The sequence below is a fragment of the Burkholderia sp. WP9 genome (assembly GCF_900104795.1).
Classification (GTDB): Bacteria; Pseudomonadota; Gammaproteobacteria; order Burkholderiales; family Burkholderiaceae; genus Paraburkholderia.
In genome coordinates, this window is sequence record NZ_FNTG01000001.1 from 4,148,638 (window position 1) to 4,168,741 (window position 20,104).

18 protein-coding genes are annotated in these 20,104 nt (G+C 63.8%); 17 read left to right on the plus strand and 1 reads right to left on the minus strand.

The genetic code is table 11. The annotated features are described in order from the left end of the window. Window positions 1-4: 4 nt before the first annotated feature. The 17 genes from mraZ (at window position 5) to lpxC (ending at window position 19,399) form a co-directional block, all read left to right on the plus strand. Window positions 5-433, plus strand: coding sequence for a division/cell wall cluster transcriptional repressor MraZ (gene mraZ, locus BLW71_RS18565; RefSeq protein ID WP_091798777.1), 429 nt, complete (start codon window positions 5-7; stop codon window positions 431-433). Between the two features lie 15 nt (window positions 434-448). Next, on the plus strand, window positions 449-1,402 hold the full coding sequence (rsmH, locus tag BLW71_RS18570) for a 16S rRNA (cytosine(1402)-N(4))-methyltransferase RsmH (protein WP_091798781.1): 954 nt from the start codon (window positions 449-451) through the stop codon (window positions 1,400-1,402). Continuing rightward, the gene (ftsL, locus tag BLW71_RS18575; protein WP_091798783.1) at window positions 1,399-1,749 is read left to right on the plus strand and encodes a cell division protein FtsL; all 351 of its coding nucleotides are present in this window, start codon (window positions 1,399-1,401) and stop codon (window positions 1,747-1,749) included. Before rsmH ends, ftsL begins: the two co-directional genes overlap by 4 nt. Then, on the plus strand, window positions 1,746-3,611 hold the full coding sequence (locus BLW71_RS18580; protein WP_091798786.1) for a peptidoglycan D,D-transpeptidase FtsI family protein: 1,866 nt from the start codon (window positions 1,746-1,748) through the stop codon (window positions 3,609-3,611). The genes ftsL and BLW71_RS18580 overlap by 4 nt, the downstream gene beginning before the upstream one ends. Further along, window positions 3,608-5,155, plus strand: coding sequence for a UDP-N-acetylmuramoyl-L-alanyl-D-glutamate--2,6-diaminopimelate ligase (locus tag BLW71_RS18585; protein ID WP_091798789.1), 1,548 nt, complete (start codon window positions 3,608-3,610; stop codon window positions 5,153-5,155). The genes BLW71_RS18580 and BLW71_RS18585 overlap by 4 nt, the downstream gene beginning before the upstream one ends. Then, window positions 5,152-6,564 (plus strand): UDP-N-acetylmuramoyl-tripeptide--D-alanyl-D-alanine ligase, encoded by a 1,413-nt coding sequence (locus tag BLW71_RS18590; protein ID WP_091798792.1) that lies wholly within the window; start codon window positions 5,152-5,154, stop codon window positions 6,562-6,564. The genes BLW71_RS18585 and BLW71_RS18590 overlap by 4 nt, the downstream gene beginning before the upstream one ends. Window positions 6,565-6,581: 17 nt before the next feature. Then, entirely contained in the window at window positions 6,582-7,751 is a 1,170-nt protein-coding gene (gene mraY / locus BLW71_RS18595) for a phospho-N-acetylmuramoyl-pentapeptide-transferase (RefSeq protein WP_091798795.1), read from the plus strand. Window positions 7,752-7,777: 26 nt separating this feature from the next. After that, window positions 7,778-9,292, plus strand: a complete 1,515-nt coding sequence (murD, locus tag BLW71_RS18600) for a UDP-N-acetylmuramoyl-L-alanine--D-glutamate ligase (RefSeq protein ID WP_091798798.1) — start codon at window positions 7,778-7,780, stop codon at window positions 9,290-9,292. Beyond that, window positions 9,289-10,566, plus strand: coding sequence for a putative lipid II flippase FtsW (gene ftsW, locus BLW71_RS18605; RefSeq protein ID WP_091798800.1), 1,278 nt, complete (start codon window positions 9,289-9,291; stop codon window positions 10,564-10,566). Before murD ends, ftsW begins: the two co-directional genes overlap by 4 nt. Beyond that, a complete protein-coding gene (gene murG / locus BLW71_RS18610) occupies window positions 10,563-11,681 on the plus strand; it encodes an undecaprenyldiphospho-muramoylpentapeptide beta-N-acetylglucosaminyltransferase (protein ID WP_091798803.1) in 1,119 nt (372 codons plus the stop codon). Before ftsW ends, murG begins: the two co-directional genes overlap by 4 nt. Beyond that, window positions 11,678-13,081, plus strand: coding sequence for a UDP-N-acetylmuramate--L-alanine ligase (gene murC, locus BLW71_RS18615; RefSeq protein ID WP_091798806.1), 1,404 nt, complete (start codon window positions 11,678-11,680; stop codon window positions 13,079-13,081). Before murG ends, murC begins: the two co-directional genes overlap by 4 nt. 1 nt (window position 13,082) lies before the next feature. Further along, a complete protein-coding gene (locus BLW71_RS18620; RefSeq protein WP_091798809.1) occupies window positions 13,083-14,024 on the plus strand; it encodes a D-alanine--D-alanine ligase in 942 nt (313 codons plus the stop codon). Window positions 14,025-14,048: 24 nt separating this feature from the next. Beyond that, complete coding sequence (locus tag BLW71_RS18625) at window positions 14,049-14,801, plus strand: cell division protein FtsQ/DivIB (protein WP_091798812.1); 753 nt, start codon at window positions 14,049-14,051, stop codon at window positions 14,799-14,801. Window positions 14,802-14,828: 27 nt separating this feature from the next. After that, window positions 14,829-16,061 (plus strand): cell division protein FtsA, encoded by a 1,233-nt coding sequence (gene ftsA / locus BLW71_RS18630; RefSeq protein WP_007180311.1) that lies wholly within the window; start codon window positions 14,829-14,831, stop codon window positions 16,059-16,061. 163 nt (window positions 16,062-16,224) lie between these two features. Beyond that, entirely contained in the window at window positions 16,225-17,421 is a 1,197-nt protein-coding gene (ftsZ, locus tag BLW71_RS18635; protein WP_091798815.1) for a cell division protein FtsZ, read from the plus strand. 268 nt (window positions 17,422-17,689) lie between these two features. Then, on the plus strand, window positions 17,690-18,193 hold the full coding sequence (locus BLW71_RS18640; protein WP_091798818.1) for a peroxiredoxin: 504 nt from the start codon (window positions 17,690-17,692) through the stop codon (window positions 18,191-18,193). Between the two features lie 288 nt (window positions 18,194-18,481). Continuing rightward, window positions 18,482-19,399 (plus strand): UDP-3-O-acyl-N-acetylglucosamine deacetylase, encoded by a 918-nt coding sequence (gene lpxC, locus BLW71_RS18645; protein ID WP_091798821.1) that lies wholly within the window; start codon window positions 18,482-18,484, stop codon window positions 19,397-19,399. Window positions 19,400-19,469: 70 nt separating this feature from the next. Here lpxC and BLW71_RS18650 read toward each other — a convergent pair whose 3' ends face one another. Then, entirely contained in the window at window positions 19,470-19,955 is a 486-nt protein-coding gene (locus tag BLW71_RS18650) for a DciA family protein (protein WP_091798824.1), read from the minus strand. Between the last annotated feature and the right edge of the window lie 149 nt (window positions 19,956-20,104).

Here is a 20,104-nt window from a genome sequence, read left to right on the forward strand (position 1 = left end):
CGAAGTGTTCCAAGGGGCGTCGGCGCTGACGCTCGATGCGAAAGGGCGGATGTCTATTCCCTCTCGGTATCGGGATGCGCTGCAAACACAGGCAGAGGGCCGGGTGACGATCACCAAGCACCCGGACGGCTGCCTGTTGCTCTTTCCGCGCCCGGAGTGGGAAATCTTTCGCGACAAGGTCGACAAGCTGCCCATGAACGCGACCTGGTGGAAGCGCATTTTTCTCGGCAATGCAATGGACGTCGATATGGACGGCGCAGGGCGCGTGCTCGTGTCGCCGGAATTGCGCACGGCCGGCGGTTTGGAAAAAGAAGTGACCTTGCTCGGCATGGGTCGTCACTTCGAGTTATGGGATGCACAAACTTATGCCGCGAAGGAACAGGCGGCAATGGCAGAGGGCATGCCCGACGCCCTGAAAGATTTCACGTTCTGATCGCGGTTTACTTATATGGCGCCTGCGATGGGAAATGAATTGCAGCATCGCACGGTGCTGCTGGAAGAAGCGGTTCAAGCGCTGGTCACACGCGCGGACGGCGTGTATGTGGACGGCACGTTCGGGCGCGGTGGTCATAGCCGGCTGGTGTTGGAGAAGCTGGGTGAGTCGGGGCGTCTGATCGCTTTCGACAAAGACCCGCTCGCCATCGCCACGGCTCAGCAGATCACGGATCCGCGCTTTGGCATCGTGCACGAGAGTTTTGCTTCACTGCGCACCGCGATTGCGGAGCGCGGCGTAGGACGGGTGTCGGGCGTTTTGCTGGATCTGGGCGTGTCGTCGCCGCAAGTCGACGATCCGGAGCGGGGCTTCAGCTTCCGCGCCGACGGCCCGCTCGATATGCGGATGGACCCGACGCGCGGCGAATCGGCTGCTGACTGGCTGGCGCGGGCCACGGTGCAGGAATTGACGGAGGTGATACGAGATTATGGGGAAGAACGGTTTGCTTTTCAGATTGCAAAGGCGCTTGTTGCTCGCCGGGCAGAGTCCGACCGTCTTGGGCCTCTCGTCAGCACGGGCGAGCTTGCCCAAATCGTGGCTAACGTCGTCAAAACCCGTGAGAAGGGCAAGGATCCGGCAACCCGCACCTTTCAAGCTATACGGATTCACATCAATCAAGAGCTTGCGGAGCTGCAAGTCGTTTTAGAAGCAGCGTTGTCGCTGTTGGAGCAAGGGGGGCGGCTGGTGGTCATCAGCTTTCATTCGCTCGAGGATCGGATCGTCAAGCGATTCATGCAGGCGCACGCCAGTACGCCTGCGGTGGATCGCCGTCTGCCGATTCGCGCAGTCGATCTGCCGAGCCCTCCGCTCAAGATCATCGGCCGCGTGTTCGCGAGCGACGCTGAAGTCGCCGCGAACCCGCGCGCCCGTTCTGCCGTGATGCGCGTGGCGGAGCGGATCGCGCCATGAACCGCCTCAATATCTTCCTGCTGATGATCGTGATGGGCTGCGCCTTGTCTGTCGTCAACGCGACCAATCAGCAGCGTCAGATCTTTATCCAGTTGCAGCGCGCTCAATCGCAGGAGCGCCAGCTGCAGCAGGACTATTCGCAACTTCAATATCAGCAGAGCGCGTTGTCGAAAACGTCGCGCATCGAGCAGATCGCCACTGATTCCCTGAAGATGCAATCGGTTACGACCGGCCGTACCCAGTACCTCACGCTCGATCCGGGCGCGGCAAAGGCTGAAGATGCGCCGATCCCGACTTCCGGCCCAGCCTCGGCGCCGGTGGCGACCCGTCGCGGAGGCGTGCGATGAAAAAATCGTCGGCTCGCAAGAGCGTGGCTTTCTCGGCCAATCCGATCCTGTCGGTGCGCCTGCCGATGTGGCGCTCCAAGCTCGTCGTGTTCATGCTGTTCATGGCGTTCGTCGCGCTCACCGCGCGCGCGTTCTGGATTCAGGGCCCGGGCAACGCGTTCTATCAGAAGCAGGGTGAAATCCGCTATCAGCGCCGCCTCGAATTGCCGGCCACGCGCGGCAAGATTCTCGATCGCAACGGGCTCGTGCTGGCCACGAGTTTGCCGGTGCGCGCGATCTGGGCTATCCCCGAATCGGTGCCGGACGACCTCGGCGCCGACAAGCTGACTTCGCTCGGCAAATTGCTCGGCATGACGAACAAGGAGCTGCGCGCCAAGCTGTCGGAGGACAAAACCTTCGTCTATGTGAAGCGCCAGGTGCCGGTGGACATCGCGGAAAAAGTCACGGGGCTCGACATCCCAGGCATTTACGCGCGCGACGAGTACAAGCGCTTCTATCCGGAAGGCGAGATCACGGCCCACCTGATCGGCTTCACCAACGTGGAAGACGAAGGCCAGGAAGGCGTCGAACTCGGCGACCAGAAGCTGCTCGCCGGCATGTCGGGCAGCCGCCGCGTGATCAAGGACCGCATGGGCCACATCATCGAGGACGTGGACGAGCAGGTCGTGCCGCACAACGGCCAGGACGTGGATCTTTCGATCGACAGCAAGATTCAGTACATCGCTTATACGAACCTGAAGGCGGCCGTCGAAAAATTCAAGGCGAAGGCCGGCGCGGCGATGGTGATCGACGTGCGTACCGGTGAAGTGCTGGCGCTCGTGAATTACCCCACGTACAACCCGAACGACCGTTCCCACCTGACCGGCGACCAGTTGCGCAATCGCATCCTGACCGACACGTTCGAGCCCGGCTCGATCATGAAGCCGTTCACGGTCTCGCTCGCGCTCGATCTGCACCGCGTCACGCCGACTACACTGGTTGATACAGGCGGCGGCCGCTTCGTGCTCGACGGTGCGCCGATTACCGACGACAGCGCGTTCGGCGTGCTGACGGTGGGCGGCGTGATCCAGAAGTCGAGCAACATCGGCGCGACGAAGATCGCCATGCAGCTCAAGCCCGAAGAGATGTGGAACATGTACACCAGCATCGGTCTCGGCCAGGCGCCGAAGGTCGGCTTCCCGGGCGCGGCGGCGGGCCGTCTGCGTCCGTGGAAGGGCTGGCGCCGTATCGAACAGGCGACCATGTCGTATGGCTACGGTCTGTCGGTGTCGCTGTTCCAGTTGGGCCGCGCTTACACCGCGATTGCGCATGACGGCGAAATCATGCCGGTATCGATCTTCCGCACGCCTGGCGATCAGCCGGCCACCGGCCCGCAAATCTTCGCGCCGACCACGGCTCGCGAAGTGCGCGCCATGCTCGAAACCGTCACGGCGCCGGGCGGCACGTCGCCGGATGCGGCGGTGCCGGGCTATCGCGTCGGCGGCAAGAGCGGTACGGCGTACAAGCACGGCGCGCACGGTTACGACCACTCCAAGTATCGCGCGTCGTTCGTCGGCATGGCGCCGATGCCGAATCCGCGCATCGTCGTGGCCGTTTCGGTCGACGAGCCGACGGCGGGAAGCCACTTCGGTGGTCAGGTGTCGGGTCCGGTGTTCTCGGCGATCGTCGGCGATACGTTGCGTTCGTTGAATGTGCCGCCGGACATGCCGGTCAAGCAGATGGTGGTGTCCGACGACTTGGCCCCGGCCGCGCCGGGCGCGCCCGCCACGCCAGCCACGGCCAAGAAACTTTCCACCAGCGCCGGCGCCAAGAAGATGACGATTTCCGCGAACGCGAAAAGCCACCCGGGAGTCGTGCGATGAGCGCGCTGCGCGAGAAGCATCCCGAGCAGCGGCAAATCGCCGACGCCCTCAACTGGCTGCACGCTCACGTGCAGCCAGGCGCACATCTGCACGCCGACACGCGCTCGCTTGCGGCCGGCGACGCGTTTTTCGCCTACGCAGTGGACGGCGCGGACAACCGCCCGTTCATCTCGGGTGCGCTCGAACGTGGCGCCGCCGCCGTGCTGGTTCAGCCCGAGGGTTTCAGCGGTGCGATCGATCCGTCGAACACGCTCGCCGTGCCGGCGTTGAACGAACTCGCGGGTTCGATCGCAAGCGGCTGGTACGACGATCCGAGCGACAGCATGCTGACGGTCGGCGTCACCGGCACGAACGGCAAGACGTCGTGCAGCCAGTGGATCTCGGCGGCGTTGACCGCGCTCGGCACGCGTTGCGCGATCATCGGCACGCTCGGCACGGGTCTGCCCGGCCAACTGGTGCACACCGGCTTTACGACGCCCGACGCACCGCAACTGCAACGCAGCCTCGCGCAGTTGCGCGACGCGGGCGCGCAGGCGGTCGCCATGGAGGTGTCATCGCACGCGCTACACCAGGGGCGCGTGAACGGCACGGCGTTCGACATCGCCGTGTTCACGAATCTCACGCAAGACCATCTCGACTACCACGGCACGTTCGAAGCCTACGAAGCCGCGAAGGCCCGCCTCTTCGCCTGGCCGGAACTGCGCGCGGCCGTGATCAATCGCGACGACGCGGCCGGCCGCCGTTTGCTCGCCAGCACGCAAGGCCACGCGCGCACGATCGCCTACGGGTTGGGCGACCTGCAAAAAGACGCACCGCAAGCCGACGCATTGCTGCTCGCATCGAATGTGCGCGCAACCGCAACGGGCACCGCGTTCCATCTGAACACTTCTGACTGGGGCAATGCCGAAGTCGAAGTGCAGACGCTCGGCGCGTTCAACGTGAGCAATCTGCTCGGCGTGCTGGGCGCGTTGCTTGCCGCCGACGTGCCTTTCGAAGCCGCACTGGCCGAACTGGCGAAGCTCGAATCGGTGAACGGCCGCATGCAGCGTTTGGGTGGCCGCTTGCAGAACGACGAGCCGCTCGTCGTGATCGATTACGCGCACACGCCGGATGCGCTGGAAAAAACCCTCGAAGCGCTGCGCCCGATGGCAACCGCACGCGGCGGCGAACTGATCTGCATGTTCGGCTGCGGCGGCGACCGCGACGCGACCAAGCGTCCGCTGATGGGCGCGATCGCCGAGAAGATCGCCGACGGCGTGGTCGTGACCAGCGACAACCCGCGCAGCGAAGATCCGCAATCGATCATCGAGCAGATCGCGGCGGGTATGAAGGACGCGTCGAAGGCGCGCCGTATCGAGGACCGCGCAAGCGCGATCCTGCAAGCGATCCGCAGCGCCGCGCGCGAAGACGTCATCGTGCTGGCCGGCAAAGGGCACGAAGCAACACAGGAAATCATGGGTAAGAAACGCGCTTTCTCCGATCAGGATCACGCTCGCCTCGCGCTGGCCGCGCGCGCGACGCACGCACGCGGAGGTGGCGAATGAGCATGTTTTCGCTGCGTGAAGCCGCCGCGCTGATCCCGGGCGCGACCGTGCTCGGCGACGAGACGGTTGCGTTCGAACGCGTTTGTACCGACAGCCGCAGCGCCGGCCCCGGCGACCTGTTCGTCGCGATCAAGGGCGATCGTTTCGACGCGCACGACTTCCTGCCGGACGTCGCCGCGCGCAACGTGACGGCAGTTCTTGTCACGCGTACGCCGCAAGACTGGAATGTGCCGGCGCTCAAAGTCACCGACACGCGCGTGGGTCTCGGCGCGCTCGCGCGCGGTTGGCGCCGCCAGTTCAGCATGCCGCTCGTCGCGGTGACGGGCAGCAACGGCAAAACCACGGTCAAGGAAATGATCGCGTCGATCTTCGCCGCCGCGGTCGGTGCCGAAGCGCGACTTGCCACCGCGGGCAACTTCAACAACGACATCGGCTTGCCGCTCACGCTGTTCCGTCTGCACGCCGCGCATCAGCTGGCGGTGGTCGAACTCGGCATGAACCATCCGGGCGAAACCTCGGAGCTCGCGAAAATCGCCGAGCCGACGGTCGCGGTGGTGAACAACGCGCAGCGCGAGCATCAGGAATTCATGGCGACGGTGGAAGCCGTCGCGCTCGAACACGCGAGCGTGATTCACGCGTTGTCGCCGGAAGGCGTCGCGGTGTTCCCGGCGGACGACGCCTACGCGAGCATCTGGCGCGTGGCCGCAACCGGCAACCGCATCATGGACTTCGCGCTGAATTCCGCCGAGCGCACGACTGAAGCCGCAGTGAAAGGCACGTTCGACGGCAACGTGTTGAGCATCAACACGCCGGAAGGCCAAATCGAAGTCACGCTGCAAGTGCTCGGCAACCACAACGCGCACAACGCGCTGGCCGCAACGTCGGCCGCGTTGGCTGCGGGCGTTTCGCTCGACGCGATCAAGCGCGGTCTCGAATCGTTCGGCGCCGTGAAGGGCCGCCTGCAGGTGAAGCAAGCCGTCCTCGGCACGCTCGCCGGCGCGACCGTGATCGACGACACCTACAACGCCAATCCCGATTCGATGCGCGCCGCGATCGACGTGCTCGCCTCCCGCGCCGCGCCGCGCGTGCTGGTGATGGGCGACATGGGCGAAGTCGGCGACAACGGTCCGGCGTTTCACCGCGAAATCGGCGCTTACGCCAAGGAACGCGGTATCGACGCGCTATACGCCATGGGCGACGCCTCGCGCGACGCCTGCACCGCGTATGGCGCGAGCGCGCATCACGTCGCCGATGTCGGCACGCTGGTCGCGCAATTGCAGCAGGCCGGTTTCGGTCCTGCCGCAACGCTTCTCGTGAAAGGCTCGCGCTTCATGCAGATGGAGCGCGTGGTGGACGCCGTAACGAGTCCACAACCCAACGCAGCGGGCAGTACGCCCGCGGCACATTGAAATAGAAGGACCGAAGCATGCTACTGGCGCTGGCGCAATGGCTGCAGAATGACGCAAGCTTCTTGCGCGTGTTCAGTTATCTGACTTTCCGTGCGGTGATGGCGACCATCACCGCGCTGCTGATCGGGCTCGTCTGCGGCCCGGCGGTGATTCGCAAGCTGACCGCCATGAAGGTCGGTCAGGCCGTTCGTAAAGACGGTCCGCAAACTCACCTCGTGAAATCCGGCACGCCGACCATGGGCGGTGTGCTGATTCTGCTCGGCATCGCCGTGGCCACGTTGCTGTGGGCCGACCTGACCAACCGCTTCATCTGGATCGTGATGCTGGTCACGTTCGGTTTCGGTGTGATCGGCTGGGTCGACGATTACCGCAAGGTGGTCTACAAGGATCCGCGCGGCATGTCGTCGCGCGAAAAGTATTTCTGGCAGTCGATGATCGGTCTGTTCGCTGCCGTGTATCTCGCATTCAGTGTGTCCGAAGCGAGCAATGTGCGCGTGTTCGACCTGTTCATGGCATGGGTGAGGAGCGGCCTCTCGATGGGCCTGCCTCCCCACGCCGACCTGATGCTGCCGTTCGTCAAATCGATCAGCTATCCGCTCGGCGTGTGGGGCTTCATCGTGCTGACGTATCTGGTGATCGTTGGTGCGAGCAACGCGGTCAACCTCACCGACGGTCTCGACGGGCTCGTGATCATGCCCGTCGTGCTGGTCGGTGCGTCGCTCGGTGTGTTCGCGTATGTGATGGGCAGCTCGGTCTATTCGAAATACCTGCTGTTTCCGCATATCGCCGGTGCGGGCGAGTTGTTGATCTTCTGTTCGGCGATGGGCGGCGCGGGACTCGCGTTCCTCTGGTTCAACACGCACCCGGCGCAGATGTTCATGGGCGACGTCGGCGCGCTCGCGCTCGGCGGCGCGCTCGGCACGGTCGCGGTGATCGTGCGTCAGGAAATCGTGCTCTTCATCATGGGCGGCATTTTCGTTGCGGAGACGCTCTCCGTGATGTTGCAGGTCACGTGGTTCAAATTCACCAAGCGCCGTTTCGGTGAAGGGCGGCGTCTCTTCAAGATGGCGCCGCTGCATCACCATTTCGAATTGTCGGGTTGGAAAGAAACGCAGGTGGTCGTGCGCTTCTGGATCATCACCCTGATGTTGTGTCTCTTTGGTTTGTCCACGCTCAAACTGCGTTAAGCAGCAGGTCATTAAGGAAGCAGGCGATGTTCGGCGAGAAGTTTCGGGATCGGCAAAAGCCGATGGTGCTCGTGCTGGGACTGGGTGAATCCGGTCTCGCTATGGCGCGCTGGTGCGCGCGGCACGGCTGTCGGCTGCGTGTGGCCGATACGCGCGAGGTGCCGCCGAACCTGCACGCGCTGGAAGCGCACGGCATCGACGCCGCATTCGTCGGCGGCCCGTTTTCGCCGGCACTGCTCGAAGGTATCGAACTGGTCGCCATCAGCCCGGGTTTGTCGCCGCTCGCCGCCGATCTGTTGCCGCTAATCTCGGCGGCGCGCGAGCAGGGCATCCCCGTGTGGGGCGAACTCGAATTCTTCTCCCAGGCACTGAAGTCGCTCGGCGAAAGCGGCTATGCGCCGAAAGTGATCGCCATCACCGGCACCAACGGCAAGACCACGACCACGAGCCTCACCGGCCTGCTGTGCGAACGCGCGGGCAAGAAGGTCGCGGTGGCGGGCAATATCAGCCCGGCGCTGCTCGACAAGCTAACGGAAGCGATCGACAACACCGCGTTGCCGGATGTGTGGGTGCTGGAGCTGTCGAGCTTCCAGCTCGAAACCGCGCACACGTTTACGCCCGACGCGGCGGTCGTGCTGAATATCACCCAGGATCACCTCGACTGGCACGGCGGTCTCGATGCATACGCTGCCGCGAAGGGCCGCATCTTTGGTACACAAACCGTGCGCGTGTTGAATCGCGACGACTCACGCGTCATGAAGCTCGCGCCTTCGGAAGACAGCGAAGCCGAGGTGGTCACATTCGGCGTCACCGAGCCGAAGAACGACGGCGACTACGGCTTGCTGCGCGACAACGGCATGATCTGGCTCGTCGAAGCGCATGACCGCGACGCGAGCGACGAACCGGTGCCGAAGCGCCGCCGCAAGAACGAAGTCGTGACGCCGCCGAACATCGCGCTCAAGCGCCTGATGCCGGCCGACGCCTTGCGCATTCGCGGCTTGCACAACGCCGCCAATGCGCTCGCCGCTTACGCGCTCGCGCGCGCGGTCGGCCTGCCGGGCGCGCCGCTGCTGCACGGTCTGCGCGAATATCACGGCGAACCGCATCGCGTGGAATTGATCGCGTCGATCGACGGTATCGACTATGTGGACGACAGCAAGGGCACCAACGTCGGCGCGACGGTCGCCGCGCTCGACGGTCTCGCGCAGCGCATCGTGCTGATCGCCGGCGGTGACGGCAAGGGGCAGGATTTCGAACCGCTCGCCGCGCCGGTCATGCGCTGGTGCCGCGCGGTGATGCTGATCGGCCGCGACGCGCCGCAAATCCGCGCCGCGCTGGCAGACACCGGCATTGCCATAACGGACCACGCCACGCTCGAAGAAGCGACCCGCGCCGCAACCGCGCTCGCGGAACCGGGCGACGCCGTGCTGCTCTCGCCGGCTTGCGCGAGCTTCGACATGTTCAGGGGTTACGCGCATCGCGCCGCGGTGTTCCGCAGCACGGTGGAAGACATCGCGGCCGAACGGGGGACGATGATATGAGCTGGTCGGAACGTTTCGGTTCACGTCAGGCCGCCACCGGCGACGCGGGTGCTTCGGGCGCTTCGGCTCGCGCCGGCGGCCGCTCGGGCGGCAGTGGTCTTGCGAGCGCCGTCAACGGCGTGCGTCCGCTGCGCTCGCGCATGCTCGACTACGATCACTCGCTGCTGTGGGTGGTCGTCGCGCTGCTCGGTCTCGGTGTGGTGATGGTGTATTCGGCGTCGATCGCCATGCCCGATTCGCCGAAGTATGCGTCGTATCGCGACTACGCGTTCCTCGTGCGCCAGATCATCTTCGTGGTGATGGGCGCGGTGGTCGGCATCGTGTCGTTCCGCATTCCGATCGCGACGTGGGACAAGTACGCGCCCAAGCTGTTTCTGATTTCGCTGGTCGCGCTGGTGATCGTGCTGATCCCGCACGTCGGCAAGGGCGTGAACGGCGCGCGCCGCTGGATTCCGCTCGGCATCACGAACATGCAGCCGTCGGAAATCATGAAGCTCGCGGTGGCGATCTACGCGGCGAATTACACCGTGCGCAAGCAGGAATACATGCACAGCTTTGCCAAAGGCTTTTTGCCGATGGCAGTCGCCGTGGGCCTCGTCGGTGCGTTGCTGCTGCTCGAGCCGGACATGGGCGCGTTCATGGTGATCGCGGCGACCGCGATGGGCCTGCTGTTTCTCGGCGGCGTGAACGGCAAGCTGTTCGGTGGTCTGGTGGCGACCGCGGTCGGTACATTCAGCCTGCTGGTGTGGGCGTCGCCGTGGCGTCGCGAGCGGATTTTCGCGTACCTCGATCCGTGGGACGACCGTTACGCGCAGGGCAAGGCTTATCAATTGACGCACTCGCTGATCGCATTCGGGCGCGGCGAGTGGTTCGGCGTGGGACTGGGCGGCAGCGTCGAGAAGCTCAACTATCTGCCGGAAGCGCATACCGACTTCATCCTCGCGGTGATCGGCGAGGAACTGGGTTTTGTCGGCGTGCTGGTCGTGATCCTGATGTTCTACTGGATCGTGCGCCGTTCGTTCGAGATCGGCCGTCAGGCGCTCGCGCTCGACCGCACGTTCGCGGGTCTGGTGGCGAAGGGCATCGGCATCTGGTTCGGCGCGCAGACCTTCATCAACATGGGCGTGAACCTCGGCTTGCTGCCGACCAAAGGTCTCACGTTGCCGCTCGTCAGTTATGGCGGCTCCGGCATTTTGCTGAACTGTGTGGCTGTCGCCGTGCTGATGCGTGTCGATTACGAGAACCGGGTGCTGATGCGCGGAGGGAAGGTATGACCGCTCTGCCGCAACGCACGCTGATGGTGATGGCCGGTGGCACCGGGGGACACGTGTTCCCGGGGCTCGCGGTCGCTCATCTGATGCAGGCGTGGGGCTGGAAGGTCGTATGGCTCGGCAATCCCGCGGGCATGGAAGCAACGCTGGTGCCGAAGCACGGTATCCCGATGGAATACGTGCGCTTTGGCGGCCTGCGCGGCAAGGGCCTGAAGACCAAGCTGATGCTGCCGCTGAATCTGCTGCGCGCATGTACGCAAAGCTTGAGCGTGCTGCGCCGCGTGAAGCCGGACGTCGTGCTCGGCATGGGCGGCTACATCACGTTTCCGGCCGGCCTGATGACCGCATTGAGCGGCCGTCCGCTCGTGCTGCATGAACAGAATTCGATTGCCGGTCTCGCGAACAAGGTGCTTGCGAAAGTCGCCAAACGCGTGCTGGTTGCGTTCCCGAATGCACTGCCGCACGGCGAATGGACAGGAAACCCGATTCGTGCGGAACTTGCGCGCGCAATTGCACCCAAAGCACGCTACGCGCAGCGCAGCGGTCCGTTGAATGTGCTGGTGGTGGGCGGCAGTTTGGGTGCGGCGGCATTGAATGAAGTCGTGCCGCGCGCGGTGGCATTGCTGGCGCCGAACGAGCGTCCGCGCATCGTGCATCAGGCGGGCGCGAAGCACATCGAGGCGCTGCGCGAGAACTACGCGGCAGCAGGTCTCCAAGCGGGCGCAGACGTCGAACTCGTGCCGTTCATCGACGACATGACGAGCGCTTACGCAAACGCGGACCTGGTGATTTGCCGCTCCGGCGCGATGACCGTTTCAGAGATTTCGGCAGTAGGCGTGGCGGCGTTCTTCGTGCCGTTCCCGTATGCGGTAGACGATCACCAAACCACTAATGCAGCGTTCCTCGCCGATAACGGCGCGGCGCTGGTCGTGCAGCAACGCGATCTGTCGGCGGAAACCCTCGCTGACTGGTTGCGCAGCCAGACGCGAGAGACCCTCGCGGAAATGGCGGAGCGTTCGCGCTCGCTCGCGAAACCCGACGCCACGGAGCAGGTCGCGCAGATTTGCGCGACCGTGGCGGGTTCGATTTCGGGCGCGAGCCCAGAAGGAAAGCAATGAAACACATCGTCAAACATATTCACTTTGTCGGCATCGGTGGTGTCGGCATGAGCGGCATCGCGGAGGTGCTGGTCAATCTCGGCTATCAGGTGAGCGGCTCGGATCTGTCGAGCAACGCGATCACCGATCGCCTCGCCGCACTCGGCGCGCGGATCGCGATCGGTCACGCGGCGGAGAACATCGAAGGCGCGAATGCAGTGGTCGTGTCCACGGCAGTGCGCAGCGACAACCCGGAAGTGCTGGCCGCGCGTCATCGGCGCATTCCGATCGTGCCGCGCGCGGTGATGCTCGCGGAACTGATGCGCCTGAAGCAGGGCATTGCGATTGCCGGCACGCACGGTAAGACCACGACCACCTCGCTGGTGGCGAGCGTGCTCGCGGCGGGTGGACTCGACCCGACCTTCGTGATCGGCGGCCGGCTGATCAGCGCGGGCGCGAATGCGCGCCTGGGCACGGGCGACTTCATCGTCGCGGAAGCCGACGAGTCGGATGCGTCGTTCCTGAATCTGTTCCCGGTAATCGAAGTCATCACGAACATCGACGCCGATCACATGGACACCTACGGCCACGACTTCGCGCGGCTCAAGCAGGCGTTCATCGAGTTCACGCACCGTCTGCCGTTCTACGGCATCGCGGTGCTGTGCGTCGACGATCCAAACGTGAAGGAGATCCTGCCGTTCGTGTCGAAGCCGATCATCCGCTACGGCTTCGCGCCGGATGCGCAGGTGCGCGCGGTCAATGTGGAAGCGCTCGGCGGCAAGATGCATTTCACCGCGATGCGTGAAGATGCCGCGCCGCTCGACATCGTGTTGAACCTGCCGGGCGAGCACAACGTGCAGAACGCTTTGGCCGCAATTGCAATTGCGACTGAACTTGAAGTGAAAGATGCCGATATCCAGCGAGCGCTGGCGGATTTTAACGGCGTGGGCCGACGCTTCCAGCGCTATGGCGAAGTGCCGGTTTTCACCGAAGGCAAAGCGTCGGGCGCCTACACGCTGGTGGACGACTATGGTCATCACCCGGTCGAAATGGCGGCCACGGTGGCGGCGGCGCGCGGCGCATTTCCGGGCCGGCGTCTGGTGCTGGCGTTCCAGCCGCACCGCTTCACGCGAACGCGTGACTGCTTCGAGGATTTTGTGAAAGTGCTGTCGACTGTCGACGCGCTCGTGCTGACCGAAGTCTATTCGGCCGGCGAGTCGCCGATCGTCGCCGCGGACGGCCGTGCTCTCGCGCGTGCGCTGCGTGTGGCGGGCAAGGTCGAACCGGTGTTTGTCGATACGGTGGACGAAGTGCCGGACGCGCTCTCAGCGATTGTGCGCGACGGCGATGTGGTGATCACGATGGGCGCGGGTTCGATCGGCGGTGTGCCGGGTCGCCTCGCTCAGGAAACGAAGGTGTGAGATGAGCAGTATCGACCCTAAACAATTCGGCAAAGTGGCAGTTTTGCTCGGCGGCAATTCCGCGGAGCGCGAGGTGTCGCTCAATTCCGGGCGTCTCGTGTTGCAAGGTCTGCGCGACGCCGGTATCGACGCGCATCCGTTCGATCCGGCCGAGCGTCCGCTCGCCGCATTGAAGGAAGAGGGTTTCGTGCGCGCGTTCAACGCGCTGCATGGCGGCTACGGCGAGAACGGCCAGATTCAGGGCGCGCTCGACTTTTACGGCATCAAGTACACGGGCAGCGGCGTGCTCGGCTCGGCGCTCGGTCTGGACAAGTTCCGCACCAAGCTCGTGTGGCAGCAGCTCGGCATTCCGACGCCGCCGTTCGAGGCAGTGCTGCGTGGCGACGACTACGAAGCGCGCGCGAAAGAGATCGTCGCCAAGCTCGGCTTGCCGCTCTTTGTGAAGCCGGCGAGCGAAGGTTCGAGCGTCGCTGTGATCAAGGTGAAGAGCGCCGACGCGCTGCCGGCCGCGCTGCTCGAAGCGGTCAAGTTCGACAAGATCGTGGTGGTCGAAAAGAGCATCGAGGGCGGCGGCGAATACACCGCGTGCATTGCCGGGAATCTCGATCTGCCGGTGATCCGCATCGTGCCGGCCGGCGAGTTTTACGACTATCACGCGAAGTACATCGCGAACGACACGCAGTATCTGATCCCGTGCGGTCTGGCGGCGGACGAGGAAGCGCATCTGAAAGTGCTGGCGCGCCGCGCCTTCGACGTACTCGGCTGCACCGACTGGGGCCGGGCGGATTTCATGCTCGACGCCGACGGCAAGCCGTACTTCCTCGAAGTGAACACGGCGCCCGGCATGACCGATCACTCGCTGCCGCCGAAAGCGGCGCGCGCGGTGGGCATCGGCTATCAGGAACTGGTTGTCGGCGTGTTGGCGCTGACGCTTAAGGACTAACCGGGGCGACCCGAAAGCAACTCCATGTGGAACAACGTTCGCCAGCTCAATTTCGCCGCCAACGCATTGCATGTGTTGCTGGTGCTCGTGCTGCTGGCGGCAGGCGGTTACTGGCTGATCCAGCGCCCGAATTTCGCGCTGCGTGAAATCCAGATTGACGGCGATACCGAGCACATCAATTCGCCGACGGTGCGCGCGGGTGTCGTGGGTCGGTTGAAGGGCAACTTTTTTACGGTGGACCTCGACGTGGCGCGTCAGGCGTTCGAGCAGATGCCGTGGGTGCGTCATGCGAGCGTGCGGCGTGTCTGGCCGAATGCGCTGGCTGTCACGCTCGAGGAGTACAAACCGCTGGGGACGTGGGGCAGCGATCAGCTGGTGAGCGTGGACGGCGAGTTGTTCACGGCGAATCAGGGCGAGCTCGAAGAGGATCTGCCCGCCTTCGACGGTCCGGACGGCACGGCAAAAGAAGTAGTCACGCGCTATCACGATTTTCAGAAATGGTTCGCGCCGTTGGGCGCGACGCCCGAAGAAGTGACGCTGTCGCCGCGCTACGCGTGGACGGTGAAGCTCTCGAACGGCACGCAGGTGGAACTTGGGCGCGAACGCAATCAGGACACGCTGCTCGATCGGAGCCGCCGCCTGACCGCGGCGTGGAACGCGGTGACGCAACGTTGGGGAAAGGATATCGAGTATGCGGACTTGCGCTATCCGAACGGTTTCGCGATTCGTGCCGCTGGCATGCGCTTCATCAGCGAACCCGACAAGGGCAAGAAGTAAACGGACATCACACGCAATGAGCACGCTATGAGTAAAGACTATAAAGATCTGCTGGTCGCCCTCGACATCGGGACGTCGAAGGTCGTGGCTATCGTCGCCGAGTTGAAGGGCGAAGGTCACTACGAGGTGATCGGCCTCGGCCAGAGCGAATCGAAGGGGCTCAAGAAAGGCGTGGTGGTGAATATCGAAGCCACCGTGCAGTCCATTCAGCGCGCGCTCGAAGAAGCCGAGCTGATGGCCGACTGCAAGATCACGAACGTATTTACCGGAATTGCCGGCAGCCATATCCGCAGCTTCAACTCCAGCGGCATGGTGGCGATCAAGGAGAAGGAAGTCACGCAGACGGATGTGGCGCGCGTGATCGAAACGGCGAAGGCGATCAACATCCCGACCGATCAGCAGGTGCTGCATATCCTGACGCAGGAATTCATCATCGACGGCCAGGAAGATGTGCGCGAGCCGATCGGCATGAGCGGCATTCGCCTCGAAGTGAAGGTGCATATCGTCACCGGCGCGGTGAGCGCGGCGCAGAACATCGTGAAGTGCGTGCGCCGTTGCGGGCTCGAAGTGAACGATCTGATCTTGCAGCCGCTGGCGTCGTCGCTCGCGGTGCTGACGGAAGACGAAAAAGAACTCGGCGTGGTGCTGGTCGATATCGGCGGCGGCACGACGGACATTGCGATTTTCAGCGAAGGCGCGATCCGGCACACGGCGGTGATTCCGATCGCCGGCGACCAGATCACGAGCGACATTGCCATGGCGCTGCGCACGCCGACGCCGGACGCCGAAGACATCAAGGTGGATTACGGCATCGCCAAGCAGGCTTTGGCCGATCCGGACGAAATGATCGAAGTGCCGGGGCTCGGCGAGCGCGGCCCGCGCACGCTGTCGCGCCAGGCGCTGGCGGCGGTGGTCGAGCCGCGCGTCGAAGAACTGTTTTCGCTCGTGCAGCAGGTGGTGCGCGAGTCGGGTTACGAGGAACTGCTGAGCTCCGGCGTGGTGCTGACCGGCGGCGCGTCGATGATGCTCGGCATGGTCGAACTCGGCGAGGACATTTTCCTGAAGCCGGTGCGTATCGGCGTGCCGGAATACGCGGGCGGTCTCGCCGATGTGGTGCGCAATCCGCGCTACTCGACGGCGATGGGACTGCTCGTCGAAGGACGCTCGCAACGCATGCGCGGCCGCAAGGTGGCGGTGCAGTCGGGCTCGATGGGCCAGGTGTTCACGCGCATGAAGGACTGGTTCCTCGGCAACTTCTAAAGCATTCGTAGTACCGCTGCACAGAACGGGTTGTCGAACAGGTTTCAAACGGGTTTTAGGAATACGCGCTGGTGCCGGCGGCCGGCGCGCGACAGGAGGTTGCCCGATCTCCTGCCGAATAACGGCCGAAGTGGCTGTAAATTTTTATCTTGACGGAGGCATCATGGATTTCCAAATGCTGGAAACCGAAACGAACGGCACCATCATCAAGGTGATCGGAGTAGGTGGCGCTGGCGGCAATGCCGTTCAGCACATGATCAACAAAGGCGTGCAAGGCGTCGACTTCATCGTGATGAACACGGACGCGCAGGCGCTGTCGCGTTCGCGCGCCTCCGCGGTGATCCAGCTCGGCAACACGGGTCTGGGCGCCGGCGCGAAGCCGGAAATGGGCCGCGCCGCAGCGGAAGAAGCGCGTGAGCGTATTGCCGACGCACTGCGCGGCGCGCACATGGTCTTCATCACGGCCGGTATGGGCGGCGGCACGGGCACGGGCGCAGCACCCGTGGTTGCGCAGATCGCCAAGGAAATGGGTATCTTGACCGTTGGCGTGGTCAGCAAGCCGTTCGAATTCGAAGGCGGCAAGCGCATGCGCGTCGCGGAAGCCGGTTCGCAGCAACTGGAGGATCACGTCGACTCGCTGATCGTCGTCCTGAACGACAAGCTGTTCGAGGTGATGGGCGATGACGCCGAGATGGACAAGTGCTTCCAGTGCGCAGACGACGTTCTGAACAACGCAGTTGCCGGCATCGCGGAAATCATCAACGTCGACGGTCTGGTGAACGTCGACTTCGAAGACGTGAAGACGGTGATGGGCGAGCAGGGCAAGGCGATGATGGGCACGGCGACGGTTGCCGGCGTCGATCGCGCACGCCTCGCTGCTGAGCAGGCTGTCGCCAGCCCGCTCCTGGAAGGTGTGGATCTGTCGGGCGCGCGTGGCGTGCTGGTGAACATCACGTCGAGCCGTTCGCTGCGTCTGTCGGAAACGCGCGAAGTGATGAACACCATCAAGAGCTATGCCGCAGAAGACGCAACCGTGATCTTCGGCGCGGTGTACGACGATGCAATGGGCGACGCGCTGCGCGTGACGGTCGTGGCAACGGGTCTGGGCCGTGCGGCGAAGAAGCAGCAATCGGCACCGATGACGCTGCTGCGCACCGGCACCGACAACCAGCCGATCAACGCGCACGCTGCTTACGCACCGCAAACGTCGCACGCGAGCACCGCCGACTACGGCGCGCTGGATACGCCGGCAGTGTGGCGCACCTCGCGCGATACGGCCGCTTCGCATGTGCAGGCGCTGCAGGAAAAGGGCGTCGACACGTACGACATTCCGGCATTCCTGCGCAAGCAGGCGGACTGAGCGCACGAGCAGGCTTTCGTTGCCGCGCTGCGTTTGTCGAGCAGTGCAGCGTTGGCGGACGAATGCACGAGCGTGGCGGGTGAACGGCAAACAAGTCGCGTATCTTTGAAGATTCGCGGCAAGGACAACTGCCCTCTTCGGTTTCGCGAAGCGGAGTGGGCGACTGTCGCCGGACGGCGGAGCATGCAGTGGTGGGTGCCCACGCCGGATTTTTCACTGCGACACGACGACGTGCGAGTGTGCTTCGCATCGATGCAAAGGACTGAGCATGATTCAAGCAGGTGACAAGCTGCCCGACGCAACGCTCTTCGAGTTGATCGAAGACGAGCGGGCGGGCTGCACGATCGGGCCTAACAGCTTCGACGTGCGCGAGCAGACGGCGAGCAAGCGCGTGGTGATCTTCGGATTGCCGGGCGCATTCACGCCGACCTGTTCAGCCAAACATGTACCGGGTTATGTCGAGCATGCCGAGCAGTTGCGCGCGCTTGGCATCGACGAGATCTGGTGCGTGTCCGTCAACGACGCGTTCGTAATGGGCGCGTGGGGACGCGATCAGCACGCCTCGGGCAAGGTGCGCATGATGGCGGACGGCAGTGCGGCTTTCACACGAGCGCTCGGTCTCGAGCAGGATTTGTCGGCGCGCGGCATGGGAATCCGTTCCCAGCGCTACGCGATGGTTGTCGACGACGGCGTGGTCAAGACGTTGAACGTCGAGGCTGCCGGCAAATTCGAAGTCAGCGATGCAGGGAGTATTCTCGCTACGTTGAGCTAAGCACGCGGCGTCGTGGCCTTCGCCTTGGTGCATGCGCGGTACGCGCGTTGTGACTGGGCAACGGTCGATAAGACGCTTTTGTGACAGGCCGTTACGCGGGCCGATGACCGGGAACGCCTCCGTTCCGGGACATCGGCCCGTCACGCTTCCCTGACGGGCGCCCGAGGGTAACGTAGCGAAACAGATTGATACGTTCCGCGCAAAGACGCTCCTTAGGGTATTGGAGTATACTTCGCGCTATGGAATAAAAAGTCCCGATTGGGATTTTCAATCGAATAGAAGATCACCATGTTGAAGCAGCGCACAATCAAACAAATCGTCAAGACAGTCGGCATCGGCCTGCACTCGGGCCGTAAGGTCGAACTGACGCTCCGTCCGGCCGCGCCGGACACGGGCATCGTGTTTTCGCGCGTGGATCTGCCCACGCCGGTGGACATTCCCGCGTCGGCGATGGCGATTGGCGATACGCGTCTGGCTTCCGTTTTGCAGAAAGACGGCGCGCGCGTCTCGACCATCGAGCATCTGATGTCCGCCTGCGCCGGTCTTGGCATCGACAACCTGTATGTCGACGTCACCGCCGAAGAAATTCCTATCATGGACGGCAGTGCCGGTTCGTTCGTGTTTCTGATTCAATCGGCAGGGATTGAAGAGCAGAACGCGGCGAAGAAATTCATCAAGGTCACCAAACCGGTCGAAATTCGTGACGGCGATAAATTCGCGCGTCTCGACCCGTATTTCGGTTTCAAGCTCAAATTCACGATCGATTTCCGTCACCCGGCGGTGGATAAGACCGGTCAGGCGCTGGAAGTGGATTTTGCCAATACGTCGTACGTGCGCGAAATCGCGCGTGCCCGCACCTTCGGTTTTGCGCATGAAGTGGAAATGATGCGCGAACTGGGTCTCGCACGCGGCGGCAGCATGGACAACGCGATCGTGCTCGACGAGTACCGCATTCTGAACAACGACGGCCTGCGCTACGACGACGAGTTCGTGAAGCACAAGATGCTCGACGCGATCGGCGACCTGTATGTGGTGGGGCATCCGTTGCTGGCGTCGTACAACGCGTACAAGTCGGGCCACGGCCTGAACAACGCGCTGCTGCGCGAACTGCTGGCGCATGAAGATTCGTACGAAATCGTCACCTTCGACGATACGCAGAAAGCGCCGCGCGGATTTGCCTACGAAACGCAGACGGCGTTTGCCTAACACCTTCGGGTGATATTTCCGAAGCAAATGCATGAAAAGTAAGCGGCCCTGACGGGCCGTTTTTTTTCGCTCAGCGATTTCTCCGATGCCGGGCCGCCATTTTCGCCAAGGCTTCCTGCAATGGCGACGGCGCGAGCGATTCGCTCAGCGCATGGAGCGCGTCCGCGCCGGCCGGCGTCATGCGCGCCTGTTTGACCGGCGGCGGCTCCTTGACCGGCTGCGGCCGCACGCGAATGCGCAGCGTATTGACCGGCCAGCCGCGCTGCTGCAGATCCGACAGCAGCCGCGGTTCCAGATGCCTGAGACGTGCCGCCAGCGCGTTATGGCCGGCGAACAGCGCCAGCACGCCTTCCTTGATAAAGCTGGGCTCGACGCTCGTGGCCAGATAGTCGGGCAGCAGCGCGCGCAGATCCTTCTCCAGCGCCGCAATCTGTTCGACGCCCGCGCGCAGGGCCGCGAACGCGTCCGTGCGGTTGAGCACCTCGGCGACCGGCTGCGGGCGGCGCGCCTTGAACTGCTGGGGCGGCGGCCTTGAAAAGGAAGGAAAGCGGCTCATGTTCGGTAGGTAGCGGCGTGTTCGCACCCTATGCGCGTCCACGCCGCGATTGTACCGCGCGGGATGCACGCGGGCCGGCCTCAATGCGGACTGTCCGGGGCCGCTGCGGCGGGCTTCGGAGGCCCGGCCGCCGTCGCTTCGCTGACACA